The sequence below is a fragment of the Photobacterium sp. GB-56 genome, assembly GCF_003026105.1.
In the GTDB taxonomy this organism is placed as follows: domain Bacteria; phylum Pseudomonadota; class Gammaproteobacteria; order Enterobacterales; family Vibrionaceae; genus Photobacterium.
In genome coordinates this window covers 1-15,949 of sequence record NZ_PYNW01000018.1, presented here as the reverse complement: position 1 = coordinate 15,949, position 15,949 = coordinate 1, and the positions used below count along the sequence as shown (strand labels likewise).

The following is a 15,949-nucleotide window of genomic DNA, read 5'->3' as shown; positions in this document are numbered from 1 at the left end:
TCACGAGCGCTCCGTTTTTATTACGTATGTTTTTATCTCATTATTATAAATATCACGAATCCTGACTTGCTTATTTTCAGCTTACAAGTGTAAGCTGAGTGGTGTGGTTATAGTAGAATAATGTCATGTTAGCGTGAGGTGGTTGAGTGATGAACAAATCGGTGGCAACAGAACAAGGGTATTCTGTTGCAGAGGAAGTAGCGAACAGTATAAGCCATGGGATCGGGCTGTTATTTGGCTTGCTTGGGTTGTATTTATTACTTGAGAAAGCATTCTCTGTTAATGCTGACACGTTAAGTCTTATCAGCTATACCGTGTATGCGGTGAGCATGATATTGCTCTATTTAGCCTCTACCCTTTACCATTCGGTTTCATCACCTAAAGCGAAACGTGCGTTAAAAACGTTCGATCATTGTGCGATTTATCTTCTTATTGCTGGTACTTATACGCCTTTTTTATTGATTTCTCTGCGGACGCCATTAGCCATTGGTTTGATGAGCGTGATTTGGGGACTGGCGATTATCGGTATTATTGCCAAAATTGCATTTGTTTATCGATTTGAGAAATTATCACTGATCACTTATTTAACCATGGGTTGGTTATCGCTAATTATGATTTATCAATTAGCACTTATTTTATCGACGGGTGGTTTAGTGTTACTTGCTTTAGGCGGTGTGATTTATTCACTTGGGGTGATTTTCTACGTCAATAAACGTATTCCGTATAACCATGCAATTTGGCATTTATTTGTATTAGGTGGTTCTATTTGCCACTTTTGTGCGATTTATTTCTACGTCAAACCTGTGTAGTTCATCGCGTTGAAATGGATAAAAAAGGGAGCGCAATGCGCTCCCTTTTTGTTTTTAGTGCTATTAATCTCGCCAAAATGCAGGTGAAAATACGACTAACACAGTCAAAATTTCTAAACGTCCCATCAACATACCTAAGCTTAAGGTCCATTTTGATAAATCAGGCAAACTCGCGAAGTTACCCGTTGGACCGATAATGCTCCCCATCCCCGGTCCTACGTTAGCAACTGCGGTGACAGCACCTGTAATGCTGGTGATGGGATCAAGCCCTTGCAGACCTAATATCGCAGCAATGAAGATAATGGTCATGATAAAGGTCAATACTAATGCAACAACCGAGCGCACAATATCGTCAGTGACAGGTCTATCATTATAGCGTTGGACAAATAGCGCCGATGGGTGGATAGATTGCATAATTTGCTTACGTAGTAAGGCAAACGCGATCTGGAATCGAAAGATTTTTATTCCGCCACTGGTCGACCCTGAGCAAGCGCCTACCAATAAAGTGAAGGCGAAAATAATACTCGGCAATGGTCCCCATGCGGTGAAATCTCCCAAGCCAAAACCTGTGGTTGTCACAACAGAAATGATGTTGAAAAATGATAATCGCAGCGAATCCATCAACGAATAATCTTTATTGAAGAACAAGCATGCAGCCACAATTAAACTGGCAACGGTCACAAACAAGGCATAGCCTTTTACTTGAGCATCACCAAATAAGGTTTTTGGATGGCGTTTTTTCAAGGCTTGGACAAACAGCAAAAATGGCAAGCCGCCAGCAAACATGAAGACTGTGGCAACCCATTGTGCACTGTGCGAGAAGTGATTCATGGAGCCATCAGAAGTGGAATAACCGCCCGTCGAAATGGTTGTGAAAGCATGGTTAATGGCATCAAATGTATTCATCCCTGCAAACATAAACGAGATAATGCAGAGCAGAGTTAACGTGAGATAAACATTAACGATATTCTTTGCAACGCTCTTGGTTCGAGGTGAGCTTTTATCTGACCAATCTGATGATTCGGTTTGGAATAAACGCATACCACCGACGTTCAGCATCGGGAGGATCGCTACTGCCATCACGATAAAGCCAACCCCACCGAGCCATTGCAGTGTTGATCGCCACAGCAAAATACTGGGTGCCATATCATCTAAACCACTTAAAACGGTAGAGCCCGTTGTGGTGATCCCTGACATAGTTTCAAAGTAAGCATCGGTAAAACTAATGTGATTAATAAATACAAAAGGTAAGGCCGCAAAAGCACTGGCGACAGTCCAAACTAAGGTGGTGATCAAGAACATGTCTCGCACGCTAAGCTTAAACTCTGGGGTTTTACCTAAAGTTAAAAATAAAAAGGCAACAGAATGGGTGATCAGCACCGCAGTGGCGAAATCAATAAACCCTTCGGTACCGGTAAAAAAGGCGACTAATGTCGGCACGTACATGAACAGGGCTAGCTTAGACAGCACTAACCCTAGTACAAACAGTATGGGACGATAATTAACCATGATCAGTTACAAGAAGAAAGGACTAGGTTGGAAGAGACGTTCAACATCTGGGATGTACTTCTTATCAACAAGGAACATCACCACGTGATCGTTTTGCTCGATGACGGTACGGTCATGGGCGATTAATACTTCTTCTCCACGGACAACAGCACCAATGGTGGTACCCGGTGGTAATTTAATATCGCTGATTGCACGACCAACGACTTTAGAGGTACTGGAATCACCATGAGCGATAGCCTCAATGGCTTCTGCAGCGCCGCGACGCAATGATGATACATTAACGATATCGGCTTTTCGCACGTGGGTTAATAGCGCTGAAATCGTCGCTTGTTGCGGTGAAATCGCAATATCAATGGTACCGCCTTGCACCAAATCAACGTAAGCACCACGCTGGATAAGCACCATCACTTTCTTTGCGCCCATACGCTTAGCAAGCATGGCTGACATGATATTGGCTTCATCATCGTTAGTAACCGCAATAAAGACATCGATCTGCTCGATATGCTCTTCGCTGAGCAATTCCTGATCTGAGGCATCACCACAAAATACGATGGTATTTTGTAGCATTTCAGACAAGTTCTCAGCACGCTCTTGATTACGTTCAATCAGTTTGATGCTGTAGCTTTGCTCTAAACGACGAGCTAAACCAGCACCAACGTTACCACCACCAACAATCATCAAACGCTTATAAGGCTTCTCTAGGCGCTGAAGTTCACTCATTACGGAACGAATATGGTTACTTGCGGCGACAAAGAAGACTTCATCATCAGCTTCAATGATCGTGGTACCTTGTGGACGAATCGGTTTACCTTGACGGAAAATCGCCGCTACGCGGGTATCGATGTGTGGCATGTGTTCACGCAATGCAGATAATGCATTACCAACTAGCGGACCGCCATAGTAGGCTTTTACCGCAACAAGGCCGACTTTATCTTCTGCAAAGCTAACAACCTGTAATGCGCCTGGGTATTCAATCAGTTTTTCAATGTAATCGGTCACCAATTCTTCTGGTGCGATTAAGTGATCAACAGGAACCGCATCAGATTGAAACAGTTGTTCTTTCTCTCGTAAGTATTCAGGTGAACGAATACGAGCAACACGGTTAGGCGTATTGAAAAGAGAGAACGCAATTTGACATGCGATCATGTTAGTTTCATCGGAGTTCGTAACAGATACCAACATATCAGCATCTTGTGCCCCTGCTTCTCGTAACGTGCGAGGGTGACTGGCAAAGCCTTGTACAACTCGAAGGTCGTATTTGTCTTGCAGTTCACGCAGACGCTCGGGATCCTTATCAACGATAGTGATATCGTTATTCTCACCAACCAAGTTTTCAGCAAGGGTGCCGCCAACTTGTCCGGCACCGAGAATAATAATTTTCATAGTCTATGCCTGATGTAAATGCCTGTAGAGATCAGCTGTAAGTACAACGTTCTGATCGGCGTTATAAAATATGAAAAAGCGGAATCTTGAGAGCAAGTTCCGCTTTTATTTCAACAATGATTACTCTGCTTTTGTTAGTACAGCGTAGTAAAAACCATCCATCGACTCTTCACCTGGCAGAATTTGACGACCAGGTTTCGCTGGATCGCTGCCAATTAATGTCGCATCTGACGTTCGTGCTAAAAACGCTTTTACCTGATCGCAGTTTTCTTGTGGCGTAATAGAGCATGTCGCGTAAACCAACGTACCGCCCGGTTTTAATTGCAGCCACATTGCGTCAAAGATCTCTGCTTGAAGTGTTGCCAGTGCCGCAATATCTTCGCCACGACGTAGCCACTTAATATCTGGGTGACGACGAATAACCCCCGTCGCTGAACATGGCGCATCTAGCAAAATACGATCAAATTTGTCACCTTGCCACCATTGTTCTGGGTAACGGGCATCAGCGCATAATACGGTTGCATCCAGGTTCAAACGTGCCAAGTTTTCGTGTACACGTTTAAGGCGATTTTCATCACAGTCAATCGCAACCACTTTGGTTGATGGTACATGTTCAATGATGTGGGCTGTTTTACCACCAGGAGCTGCGCAGCAATCAAGAATTAACTCACCCGCTTTAGGCTGTAAATAATCCACCGCTAACTGAGCTGCAGCGTCTTGTACCGAGACCCAGCCATCACTAAAGCCAGGAAGCTGAGTGACATCGCATGGCGAAACTAAACGTAGCGCATCTGCAGCCTGTGGGTGTAACTCGGTTGCAATGTCCTCGGCATCTAATAAAGCGCGGTAGGCATCGCGAGTATTGTGTTGGCGATTAACACGTAGCCACATCGGTGCTTTGGTGTTATTCGCTTCACAGATATCAGCAAATTGCTCGGGATAGCTTTCTTTTAATAACTTTAATAGCCAGCTTGGATGACCATATTTACCCGCATCATGGCTGATAGCTTGCGCATCTAAGGTTTCTTGTTGACGCTGATAATTACGTAAAATAGCGTTAATAAGCCCGCGAAGTTGTGGCTTTTTAAGTGTTTTCGTTGCATTTACTGTTTCAGCTACTGCGGCATGTGCTGGAATTCGCATGTACCCGAGTTGATATAAGCCCACTAAAATTAAGTGGTGGAATACGCGTTGCTTACCTTTTAACGGCTTATCCATTAACGCTTGAGTAATAGATTCTAAGCGAGGAAGCCAGCGAAGTACGCCATAGCAGATCTCTTGCAATAAAGCGTGGTCACGCTCTCTGATATCTTGTTGCGCAGCAGGAAGCGCGGCGGTTAATGACTGCCCTTGATCGACGACCTGATAAATAACTTTGGCCGCTGTGGCTCTTACATTCATAGCTGTTTCCTGAACTCGCCGTTAGTGCTGGCGATAACAATGTGGAACTTAAAAAGAAAAGCCAGTGACTACACACTGGCCTTGATATTTATAGCTGAGCGCCAGATTCAAACCATTCTCGACGAGAATTAAGCAAATCTGCTGCTGTCATCGCTTTCTTACCTGGCGGTTGCAGCGATAATAAGCGCAATGCGCCATTACCTGTCGCAACTAAGATACCTTGCTTATCAGCAGATAAAATTGTACCCGGTGCTTTACCTTGATTGTCAGCTTCAACAGCCGCTTGCCAAACTTTGATGTTTTGCTCTGCAACGGTGAAGTAACTCATTGGCCACGGGTTAAACGCACGAACGCAGCGCTCAATCGCAGCGGCATCCATTGTCCAATCAATTAACGCTTCTTCTTTGCTCAGCTTCTTGGCGTAGTTTGCTTGCTCATCGTCCTGCTTAACGGCTACGGCTGTGCCATTAGCAATATCAGATAAGCAATCAATTAAGGCATCAGGGCCAAGATCGGCTAATTTTTCGTACATGGTAGCGCTAGTATCTGATGCTTCAATTGGCAAGGTTGCCACTTTTAGCATATCACCCGTATCAAGGCCGATATCCATCTGCATGATAGTTACGCCAGTTTCTGTATCTCCCGCCCAAATAGAGCGTTGGATCGGCGCTGCACCACGCCAACGTGGAAGAATAGAACCGTGTACATTAATACAACCTAAACGTGGCGTATCTAATACTTCTTGCGGTAATAATAAGCCGTATGCCACCACAACCATGATATCTGCGTCAATGGCAGCTAATTCTTGTTGTGCTTCTTCATTGCGTAATGAAGCTGGTTGATAAACCGGAATATCATGTTCAAGCGCGATATTTTTAACTGGGCTTGCCGTTAGTTTTTTACCACGACCCGCTGGGCGATCAGGTTGAGTGTAAACAGCAACAACTTGGTGCTGTGAAGACAACAACGCCGCCAAATGACGGGCGGCGAAGTCAGGAGTACCTGCAAAAACGATGCGTAATGGTTTGCTCAAGGTAACCTCTAAATAATTAGTTTTTTGCGTTATGGCGTTTAATTTTTTCTAGTTTCTGTTTAATGCGCTGACGTTTTAAAGGTGATAAATAGTCAACAAATAGCTTGCCAGCTAAGTGATCTAATTCATGTTGTACACAAATCGCCAATAAGCCATCAGCTTTGAAGCTGTATTCTTTACCGTCACGATCCAGCGCAGTAACACTTACGCCTGCTGCGCGTGGTACAAAACCTCGCGCGGTAGGAACCGATAAACAGCCTTCTTCAATACCATCTTCACCGTGCTCTTCAGTAATTTCAGGGTTCACTAGTACCATAGGTTGGTTACGTTCTTCTGATACGTCAATCACTACAATACGTTGGTGAATATCAACTTGGGTTGCCGCAAGACCAATGCCTTCTTCGTCGTACATGGTCTCCAACATATCATCGATAATTGTTTGGATTTCAGGTGTTATCGCTTCGACTGGTTTAGCTACAGTTCGTAGGCGTTCATCAGGAAAGGTTAGAACGTGTAATACAGACATAAGGACTCGAATTCGTTAACGGAAACTAAAAAATAAAACGCTGTTGGTCTAATTCTAGTCATTTTAAAGATCAAATAACAGTACCGAATTTTTTGTCATAGGTGAAAGACAAAGAATGAAAAAGCGTCCGTCAGTATTTTATTGGCAAAGTGATTAGTGTTAGCCGTAAGCAAACTTGACGCTATTGAGTTGCAACAGTTATCTATAAATAGTGACGTGAACCGAAAAGCGCTTTTTGCTCATCGTTAAACAGTCGACATATCAATAGGCTAATGCCAGTCTGAGACGATAAACGTATTTTATTTGTTGTAAGGCGGAGCCTTACGATTCGGTTGTGTTATCCAAGGAAGCGATCTCATGAAGCAATTGGGCATTATTCTTAGCTTTATGCTTTTTATCCCCTCTCTGTTTGCTGCGCCATCTCCATTACTTAAAAAAGATATACCAGAAGTCTACATCGTTAAGAAAGGTGATACGTTGTGGGATATTTCTGGCGTGTTTCTCGAAAATCCATGGTCATGGCCACAATTGTGGGAAAAGAATAGCTACATTAAAAACCCACACCTTATTTACCCAGGTGATCGCCTCCATCTTATCTGGGTTAATGGGCAGCCAAAACTGAGTTTGAAAAAGCATGTAAAACTGTCGCCAAAAGCGCGAGTTATTCGTGATCCTATTACGACCCTACCGGGATACTTAATGTTGGAGTACGTGGCTGAAAATAAATTAATCAGTCAAGAATCAGCCAAAACACAACCGCAAGTGTTAGGCTCAAGCGATGAACGAGGTTACTTGTCTGTCGGTGATATTGTATGGGCAGATCAGCCTTTGGCACCGACAACACAATGGCGTGTTTACCGTATTGAAGAAACGTTTACACGTAATGATTCAGCAACGGAGACAAGCCCTGAAGTTGATGTAAAGGTCATGACATTAAAGGAGATTGCTGATTTAACCGTCACTGCAGCCGATGATAAAACCAGTCAATTACGGGTTGATACCTACCGTCAGGAAATCAGTCAAAACGATATTTTATTACCATTATTAGTGAGCGGAGAGCCTAACTTATCGTTTTCACCCTCAACACCGCCAGAGTCAATGACTGCCAATGTGATTGGGCAACTTGAAGGGCGTAGCTACATCTCTAGCTTCGATGTTGTGGTATTAGATCGTGGGCATTTAGATGGTGTGGAATCAGGCTTTGTATTTGATTTATACAAACAAGGTGCCAAAGTTCAAGGTAAAAAAGGCAGTTACCATTACAAAGATAACCCATTAGCAGGCTCTACCCAGTTGGGTGAAGTCTCAGTGGGTAAATTAATGGTGCTTCGTCCTTATGAGCACTTTAGTTTAGCTGTGGTGATGCAAAGCTTAGAACCATTCAAGCCGGGTGTTATTGCTGTTCCACCAACGCGTTAAGATCTCATGAGTGAATCACTCTACCCATGGTTAGTATTAGCGATGACACCGTATTTAGGTGGTCATCGCATTAATAAACTCTTGCGTCATGTTTCGGCGCAACAATGTGTTGGCTCTTCATTTGATCAGTTGTGTCAGCTAGGTTTGACTCACCAACAAGCCACTGCGATTACTTCACCCAACCAACAACGTATCGATCAAGCGTTGCGTTGGCAGCAACACCCAGATCAACATATTTTGACTCTAGATTCTCCTGCCTACCCTTATTTACTTAAACAGATATCATCTCCACCACCACTGTTATTTGTCCGTGGTGAGGTCGCTTATCTAGCTCAACCACAAGTGGCGATTATTGGTAGTCGCGCCGCTTCCATTGATGGTAGAGAGGCGGCATTTAATTTCGGGTATGCACTAGGGCAAGCGGAGTATGTGGTTACCAGCGGACTTGCTTTAGGAATTGATGGACAAGCTCATCTGGGGGCATTGAAGTCCGGCGGCGCTACCGTTGCGGTGTTAGGCTCTGGTTTAGATCAAATTTATCCTGCTCGCCATCGTCAGTTAGCGAATGAGATTGTAGAGCAAGGGGCATTGGTTTCAGAGTTTTGGCCTGATGAAAAACCTCGTCCACAAAACTTTCCGCGTCGCAATCGAGTGATCAGTGGATTGTCGACAGGCGTATTGGTAGTTGAAGCGGCAGAAAAAAGCGGCTCATTGATTACTGCGCGTTATGCGTTAGAGCAAGGACGAGAAGTGTTTGCCCTTCCAGGCTCTATCTATAATGCGCAAAGTCGAGGCTGTAATGCATTGATAAAATCTGGTGCTAAACTGGTAGAAAGCCCCGCAGATATCTTTAATGAAGTCGGAACCTTAACTGAGTGCGCAATAAATAACCAAATAGGCTTGCCTTTTCCACAACCTGAAAATGAAGAATTGCCATTTCCAGCTCTGTTGGCTAACGTAGGCACCGAAGCAACACCCGTAGATGTAGTTGCTGAACGCTGTGAACAGCCTGTCCATGAAGTATTAACCCAACTTTTAGAGTTGGAATTACTGGGCCTGGTCAGTGCAGTACCTGGTGGTTATGTCAGAACGAGGAGGAGCTAGTCATGATGGACATTCTTATGTACCTGTTTGAAACTTACATCCAAAGTGATGCTGAGTTGATGTTTGATCAAGATGAACTTTCCGAAGAGTTAATTCGTGCTGGGTTCCATCAAGATGATATTTATAAAGCGCTTAATTGGTTAGAACAACTCGCAGCGTTACAAGAAACTGAACATACTCCTTATGTAAATAACTGCGCAGCAACATCTATGCGTGTGTATACCGAGCAAGAGATGATCCGTATGGATGTCACTTGTCGCGGTTTCTTGATGTATCTTGAGCAAATCCATGTGCTAAATGCCGATACCCGTGAAATGGTGATTGATCGGATCATGGAGCTCGATACCAATGAATTTTCATTAGATGATTTGAAGTGGATTATCTTAATGGTGCTGTTTAATGCCCCCGGTAATGAAACAGCGTATAGCCAGATGGAAGAGTTGCTATACGGTGCGGAAGACGGTGCAGTGCATTAAAATTAGCGGGCCTTAAAGTGGCCCGTTATTGTATCTATGCTATTTGTCGCGATAGCGTGTAAAACGCGATATTCCTTTTTAAGCGAGCAGTAATGACAACCAATAACCCACCTTTATTCTCTGCCCATGAGCAGGCGTTATCACATACACCGTGCCCACAATGTGGTGGCGAATTAGTGATGCGATTTGGTAAGCGTGGTCCTTTTCTTGGTTGCGATCATTATCCGAGTTGTGACTATATTCAGCCATTAAATCACAACGATGGACATGTAGTGAAAGAGCTCGATATGCCTTGTCCTGAATGTGAGAGCCCATTGGTATTACGCCAAGGTCGTTATGGGATGTTTATTGGGTGTTCAGCATACCCTGCTTGTCACTATTTAGCCTCAACGGAAAAGAAAGCAGAGAATACCGATGTTGGATGTCCTGAATGTCATAAAGGCCATTTAACTGAGCGTAAATCCCGTTATGGCAAAGTGTTTTATGCCTGTGATCAGTATCCAAGCTGTCGCTTTGCTGTGAATAACAAACCCGTTGTCGGTACGTGCCAACAATGTGGCTTTGGTTTGCTAATTGAAAAGAAATTAGCCAGTGGTGTGAAACTGCAATGTGCAGATAGAAAGTGCCATGCTTATCAAGATCCTGATAGTGTTGATAAAACAGCATAAAAAAAGCCTGCTCAGACGCAGGCTTTTTAAATTGGAGTAAATATTAACGCGGCAGTGCGGGGAAATCCTTCTCATCCAGCAAGCTTGATAACATGATCAAACGATACTGCAATTGCTCTGGTGTATCAGCACACACGTTAATGTGCCCCATTTTACGCCCTGCTCGTTTTTCTTTACCGTACCAGTGTACATGGCAACCTTCTTGGGCATAAACCGCATCAGGAATGCTATCTAAACCTAAGATATTGATCATCGCACTTGGACGAATGAGTTGAGTACTACCAAGAGGAAAATCACATACCGCGCGTAAGTGGTTTTCAAACTGACATGTTTCTGCACCTTGCTGTGTCCAGTGACCTGAGTTATGAACCCGTGGTGCGATTTCGTTTACCAGTAGTTCGCCATCGAGATCGAAAAACTCGATAGCTAACACGCCGACATAATCAAGGCTATTAGCGACGGCACGGAACATGTTATCGGCTTGCGCTTGCAGTGGTGAGTCACCCACAATCGCAGTTGATAAACTTAGTACGCCATCAGTATGGACATTCTCAGTTAAGTTAAATACCTGAATATCACCACTGCGATTACGGGCACCAATCAATGATACTTCGCGTTGAAAAGGAATAAATTGCTCAGCAACAATAGCCTGATTAGGAGAATCAGCAATACATTGCGCCATTTCAGGCCAAATATCATCAATCTGTGCGCTTTCTTTTAAGCGCCACTGCCCTTTACCGTCGTAGCCACCTAATGCACTTTTTAACACCAGCGGTAACCCGATTTTTTCAATTGCAGTAAGAAGATCTGCACGTTCAGTGATTTCATGGTATTTAGCGTTGCGCACGCCAGCATTATCTAATAACGCTTTTTCTAGACGACGATCGCCACCGGCTTTGATTGCTTCTGGCGTTGGGAAGAACTTCTCGCTGGCAGCACAAATATCTAAAATATCGTGAGGAATATGTTCAAACTCGGCAGTGATCGCATCAACGTCATTAATCGCTTCAACGAGCGAGTTCGACATTGCTTGTTGGGTAAGAGGATGAACCACTTTATCACTCTCTACATCATAAGCGATCACATTGATGTTAATAGGAGCGCCAGCCAGTGCCATCATACGGGCAAGTTGGCCAGCACCAAGGACTAGCACATTATTCATTATGCATCCTCTGCTGGATTTGGGTTGCTTAATACCGTTTCTGTTTGCTCTTTGCGGAAAGCATCAATAGCGGCCAGTACTTGCTCATCTTGAGTGCCGATAATTTGTGCGGCTAAGAGACCTGCATTGGCAGCCCCTGCATCACCAATTGCTAAGGTACCAACAGCAATACCTTTCGGCATTTGAACGATAGAAAGCAATGAATCCATTCCTTTTAATGCACGTGATTGCACTGGTACGCCTAATACAGGCACGCTAGTGAAAGCCGCTGTCATCCCCGGTAAGTGAGCTGCACCGCCAGCACCTGCGATGATCACTTTAATGCCACGCTCTTGTGCACTTTCAGCGTATTCGGCTAGTAAATGTGGCGTGCGGTGAGCCGAAACGACCTTTGTCTCATAAGGAACATTGAAACGATCAAGCATCTCAGCCGCATGTTGCATGGTTGGCCAATCAGATTTTGAACCCATGATAATTCCAACTTTCATCTCATTCTCCTTCAGGTCATAACTTAACATCGTGTTGATGGCTGCATTATACGGTGATTTAGCTCAAAGGAAAACGTTTGCGTCATGAATATTGACTGTCTTATAACCGAGCATGGAGTTGTGACTAAGGAGTAGGTAGAATGAAATTGAGAAAGTAAAACAACAATATTTGCTGAACAAATAATGAGGATACTGTGGAGAATTTTGCTCAAGTCGTCGCAGCTTTAAAGCAAGGTGAAGTGATCGGGTACCCAACCGAAGCGGTGTTTGGTGTAGGCTGTGATCCGGATAATCAAGAAGCGGTTGAAAAACTATTAGCGATCAAACAACGCCCAGTGGAAAAGGGCTTAATTTTGATCGCGGCGAATTACGATCAGCTGCTGTCATATATTGATGAAAACCAATTGACCGAACAACAAAAGCAAACCGTGATGGCAACATGGCCAGGACCTGTGACTTGGGTAATGCCGACTAAGCCCAATGTTTCCTCGTTTTTAACGGGGCAATTTACTACGATTGCGGTACGTGTGAGTGATCATCCACTCGTGCAACGCTTATGTTTGGAGTTTGGTAAACCTATTACCTCAACCAGCGCAAATTTAACAGGCCAAGAGCCAGGTCGAACAGCGCAAGAGGTTGAACAACAGTTAGGACATTGTTTAGCTGCAATCTTGCAAGGTGAAACAGGCGGACGTACCAATCCTTCCGAGATACGTGATGCGCTTAATGGCAATATCTTCCGTCAAGGGTAAGGGATAAAGAGTATGGATAGCCAAGTAGATAAAAGTGCAGTTAAAGCCTTTTTGTTGGATTTACAAGATCGTATTTGCCAAGCATTAGAGCAACAAGAAACAACCGTCGTATTTGAACAAGACCAATGGCAGCGTGAAGAAGGTGGCGGTGGTCGTAGTCGTGTATTACGTGATGGCGAAATCTTCGAGCAAGCAGGTGTGAATTTTTCTCATGTTTATGGTGCTGAAATGCCAGCTTCTGCAACAGCACATCGCCCAGAATTAGCAGGTCGTCGTTTTGAAGCTATGGGCGTGTCATTGGTTATTCACCCTCGCAACCCTTATGTGCCAACCTCTCATGCCAATGTTCGCTTCTTTATCGCAGAAAAAGACGGTGAAGCTCCGGTTTGGTGGTTTGGTGGTGGCTTTGATCTTACCCCGTTCTATCCTTTCGAAGAAGATTGCCAACACTGGCATGATACAGCTAAACAGTTGTGTGCGCCGTTTGGTGATGATGTTTATCAACAGCACAAAGCATGGTGTGATAAATACTTCTTCTTACCGCACCGTAATGAAACCCGCGGTATAGGCGGTCTATTCTTTGATGATCTCAATCAATGGGGATTTGATAAGAGTTTTGCTTATATGCAAGCGGTAGGTAATGGCTTTATCAATGCCTACATGCCGATAGTACAACAGCGTTATTATCTACCCTATGGTGAACGTGAACGGGAGTTTCAGTTATACCGTCGTGGACGTTATGTCGAATTTAATTTGGTTTATGATCGTGGCACTTTGTTTGGTTTACAGAGTGGCGGAAGAACGGAATCTATTTTAATGTCGATGCCACCATTAGCACGTTGGGAGTACTGCTATGAACCAGAGCCCAATTCAGCAGAAGCGCGACTGTATCAAGATTATTTAAAACCACGAGAGTGGTAATCAATTATTGAGCTCAGATCACGGAGTGATAGAGCCTTCTTAATATAAAGAGAGAATTCGTATATGGATAAGTACGTCGTATTTGGTAACCCAATCGGACAAAGTAAATCTCCATTCATTCATACCTTATTTGCCCGTCAAACAAGTCAACAGATGACATATACCAGTCAACTTGTTGCCATTGATGGTTTTGTGCAAGCGGCAGATATGTTTTTTAATGATGGTGGTAAAGGTTGTAACATTACGGTGCCATTTAAAGAGCAAGCTTATCAATATGCGACCAAGCTAACTGAACGTGCTCGCTTGGCTGGTGCCGTAAATACACTTAAGAAATTGGATGACGGCGGTGTATTAGGTGATAACACTGATGGTGAAGGCCTTGTTCAAGATCTGATCAATCAACAGGTCGAATTAAAAGATCAACGCATCTTATTGTTAGGTGCCGGTGGTGCTGCTCGTGGTGTGCTTTTACCATTATTAGCACAGCAACCTAAACAATTGGTTATAGCCAACCGCACAGTAAGCAAAGCAAAACAATTGGCAGAGCTGTTTTCTTCTTACGGTAATGTTATTGCACTAGAGCACGCCGAACTCGAAAACCAAACCTTTGATGTGATCATCAACTCAACGTCAGCCAGCCTATCTGGAGATGTGCCAGCGATATCTCCAACGGTGATTGGTACGAATACCACGTGCTATGACATGGTGTATGGCTCAGCAATAACCTCTTTTAATGGTTGGGCGAAAGAGCATGGCGCAGTAAAGGTGTTAGATGGGTTAGGAATGCTCGTTGGACAAGCTGCGGAAAGCTTTATGTTATGGCGCGGGCTTCGTCCGGGAGCTAAACAAGTACAACGTGAGTTGCGCCGAACTTTACAAGAGTAAAAGTAATGAACCAAGATATTCTATTTTCAGATATTCAATCATGGGATGCTGTTCGCCAAGCCGTTAACTTCCCAGCTCAGCAAGGCGGCGCACTGATCATCTGTTGGGTAACCTTAAACTGGCTACAACAGCACAGTGGTAAAGCCTTAAATAACGAAGCTGATATCCTCGCTGAGTTTTCTTCATTGCGTTTTGATCTTGAAGAGTTGGCTGAAGAAATGATTGAAGATGAATGTTTTGACGATAATGGTGATGTCGTTATTGGCTAAGTCACTCAAATAATTATCGAGAAGCCTTATCGTTAGATAAGGCTTCTTTTTATTTACAGCGGAAGTTCTTCGCAAAGGTACTCATTTTTGAGTCGCACATAGTTATCTGCTGATTGTGATAAAAAGGCTTTCTCTTTGTCCGTTAAAGGGCGGGCTTGTTTTGCAGGACTGCCAACATAAAGAAAACCAGATGCTATGCGTTTATTGGGTGGAACCAAACTGCCTGCGCCAATGATGACATCATCTTCGATAATAGCCCCATCTAAAATAATTGTGCCCATCCCCACTAAAACACGATGACCTATTTGGCAACCATGTAACATCGCTTTATGTCCCACCGTTACATCATCACCAATAATCAGCGGAAAGCCATCAGGGTGATCATCACTGACACGGCTAACGTGTAGCACGCTACCATCTTGAATATTCGTGCGTTTACCGATAGTGATGTAGTTCACATCGCCACGCGCAGCGACTAAAGGCCAAATACTACTGTCATCATCACAGCGAATATCCCCCACTAAAACACAAGATGGATCAACATAGACATTATTTTCCAGTGTTGGATGAATATTTTTATAGCTACGTAATGAGGAAGTCATAGTAATACCTGTATAGGGGACGGATTTTTAACCAAGAGTAACTAAATAGACGCGTGAATTGTAGTCAATCAATAGCACTCTGAGTATTATTTGTTCGAGTGATTAAATATGTCAGAATTATTTCACTTTAGCCCTTGCTAATGTGATCGAACTCTCTATACTACGACCCCACTGAGACAGGCAACGGCGCAAGCGGTTACCGAGTTCAGTATTGTTCTTTAACAATTTGACCATGCAATCTGTGTGGGCACTCGTTGAAAAGTTAAGTCGAAAGATTTATCAATGATACTAGTGACCAATACAAATAACTCATCTCTTTATGGAGAAGGATTATTTGGCACAGTCAATTCAAATATCCTAACTAGCTTCTAGTTAGCGGTATTTTAACAGTATTCATTGAGCCGGTCGAAAGACCACAAAACTTTAATTGAAGAGTTTGATCATGGCTCAGATTGAACGCTGGCGGCAGGCCTAACACATGCAAGTCGAGCGGTAACAGATTGATAGCTTGCTATCAATGCTGACGAGCGGCGGACGGGTGA

At 43.8% G+C, this 15,949-nt stretch carries 17 protein-coding genes and 1 rRNA gene; 10 read left to right on the top strand and 8 right to left on the bottom strand.

Annotated elements, in window-relative coordinates; genetic code table 11:
* Nucleotides 1-149: 149 nt before the first annotated feature.
* Nucleotides 150-809 (top strand): hemolysin III family protein, encoded by a 660-nt coding sequence (locus C9J42_RS18360; RefSeq protein ID WP_107208069.1) that lies wholly within the window; start codon nt 150-152, stop codon nt 807-809.
* 63 nt (nt 810-872) lie between these two features.
* On the opposite strand, the gene C9J42_RS18355 is transcribed toward C9J42_RS18360, so the two are convergent.
* The 5 genes from C9J42_RS18355 to def all read right to left on the bottom strand — a co-directional run bounded on the left by C9J42_RS18355 (nt 873) and on the right by def (nt 6,661).
* Nucleotides 873-2,318 carry a TrkH family potassium uptake protein gene (locus C9J42_RS18355; protein ID WP_107208068.1) on the bottom strand — a complete coding sequence of 482 codons (1,446 nt, stop codon included), beginning with the start codon at nt 2,316-2,318 and terminating at the stop codon, nt 873-875.
* A gap of 6 nt (nt 2,319-2,324) precedes the next feature.
* Nucleotides 2,325-3,701 (bottom strand): Trk system potassium transporter TrkA, encoded by a 1,377-nt coding sequence (gene trkA, locus C9J42_RS18350; protein WP_107208067.1) that lies wholly within the window; start codon nt 3,699-3,701, stop codon nt 2,325-2,327.
* A gap of 120 nt (nt 3,702-3,821) precedes the next feature.
* Nucleotides 3,822-5,102: a 16S rRNA (cytosine(967)-C(5))-methyltransferase RsmB gene (rsmB, locus tag C9J42_RS18345; protein WP_107287973.1), complete on the bottom strand. Its 1,281-nt coding sequence runs from the start codon at nt 5,100-5,102 to the stop codon at nt 3,822-3,824.
* Between the two features lie 88 nt (nt 5,103-5,190).
* Complete coding sequence (gene fmt / locus C9J42_RS18340) at nt 5,191-6,135, bottom strand: methionyl-tRNA formyltransferase (RefSeq protein ID WP_107208065.1); 945 nt, start codon at nt 6,133-6,135, stop codon at nt 5,191-5,193.
* Between the two features lie 16 nt (nt 6,136-6,151).
* On the bottom strand, nt 6,152-6,661 hold the full coding sequence (gene def / locus C9J42_RS18335; protein WP_045084609.1) for a peptide deformylase: 510 nt from the start codon (nt 6,659-6,661) through the stop codon (nt 6,152-6,154).
* A gap of 357 nt (nt 6,662-7,018) precedes the next feature.
* Between def and C9J42_RS18330 the strand changes: the two genes are divergently transcribed.
* From C9J42_RS18330 to C9J42_RS18315, 4 genes are all read left to right on the top strand, one after another.
* Complete coding sequence (locus C9J42_RS18330) at nt 7,019-8,080, top strand: LysM peptidoglycan-binding domain-containing protein (protein ID WP_107247630.1); 1,062 nt, start codon at nt 7,019-7,021, stop codon at nt 8,078-8,080.
* A gap of 6 nt (nt 8,081-8,086) precedes the next feature.
* Entirely contained in the window at nt 8,087-9,184 is a 1,098-nt protein-coding gene (dprA, locus tag C9J42_RS18325; RefSeq protein ID WP_107287972.1) for a DNA-processing protein DprA, read from the top strand.
* 2 nt (nt 9,185-9,186) lie between these two features.
* Nucleotides 9,187-9,660 (top strand): DUF494 family protein, encoded by a 474-nt coding sequence (locus C9J42_RS18320; protein WP_005372379.1) that lies wholly within the window; start codon nt 9,187-9,189, stop codon nt 9,658-9,660.
* 92 nt (nt 9,661-9,752) lie between these two features.
* A complete protein-coding gene (locus C9J42_RS18315) occupies nt 9,753-10,328 on the top strand; it encodes a topoisomerase DNA-binding C4 zinc finger domain-containing protein (protein ID WP_107247632.1) in 576 nt (191 codons plus the stop codon).
* Nucleotides 10,329-10,371: 43 nt separating this feature from the next.
* Here C9J42_RS18315 and C9J42_RS18310 read toward each other — a convergent pair whose 3' ends face one another.
* Complete coding sequence (locus C9J42_RS18310) at nt 10,372-11,490, bottom strand: 5-(carboxyamino)imidazole ribonucleotide synthase (RefSeq protein ID WP_107287970.1); 1,119 nt, start codon at nt 11,488-11,490, stop codon at nt 10,372-10,374.
* Complete coding sequence (gene purE, locus C9J42_RS18305) at nt 11,490-11,978, bottom strand: 5-(carboxyamino)imidazole ribonucleotide mutase (RefSeq protein WP_005372382.1); 489 nt, start codon at nt 11,976-11,978, stop codon at nt 11,490-11,492. Before purE ends, C9J42_RS18310 begins: the two co-directional genes overlap by 1 nt.
* Before the next feature lie 194 nt (nt 11,979-12,172).
* Between purE and C9J42_RS18300 the strand changes: the two genes are divergently transcribed.
* From C9J42_RS18300 to C9J42_RS18285, 4 genes are all read left to right on the top strand, one after another.
* Complete coding sequence (locus C9J42_RS18300; RefSeq protein ID WP_107287969.1) at nt 12,173-12,730, top strand: L-threonylcarbamoyladenylate synthase; 558 nt, start codon at nt 12,173-12,175, stop codon at nt 12,728-12,730.
* A gap of 12 nt (nt 12,731-12,742) precedes the next feature.
* Nucleotides 12,743-13,651 carry an oxygen-dependent coproporphyrinogen oxidase gene (gene hemF, locus C9J42_RS18295; protein WP_107247635.1) on the top strand — a complete coding sequence of 303 codons (909 nt, stop codon included), beginning with the start codon at nt 12,743-12,745 and terminating at the stop codon, nt 13,649-13,651.
* A 63-nt stretch (nt 13,652-13,714) separates the two neighbouring features.
* The gene (aroE, locus tag C9J42_RS18290; RefSeq protein WP_107208057.1) at nt 13,715-14,536 is read left to right on the top strand and encodes a shikimate dehydrogenase; all 822 of its coding nucleotides are present in this window, start codon (nt 13,715-13,717) and stop codon (nt 14,534-14,536) included.
* A 5-nt stretch (nt 14,537-14,541) separates the two neighbouring features.
* Entirely contained in the window at nt 14,542-14,805 is a 264-nt protein-coding gene (locus tag C9J42_RS18285) for a DUF1488 domain-containing protein (protein ID WP_107247637.1), read from the top strand.
* 53 nt (nt 14,806-14,858) lie between these two features.
* Here C9J42_RS18285 and C9J42_RS18280 read toward each other — a convergent pair whose 3' ends face one another.
* Nucleotides 14,859-15,407: a gamma carbonic anhydrase family protein gene (locus C9J42_RS18280; RefSeq protein WP_107287968.1), complete on the bottom strand. Its 549-nt coding sequence runs from the start codon at nt 15,405-15,407 to the stop codon at nt 14,859-14,861.
* A 424-nt stretch (nt 15,408-15,831) separates the two neighbouring features.
* Between C9J42_RS18280 and C9J42_RS18275 the strand changes: the two genes are divergently transcribed.
* Nucleotides 15,832-15,949, top strand: a 16S ribosomal RNA gene (locus C9J42_RS18275); the annotation flags it as partial.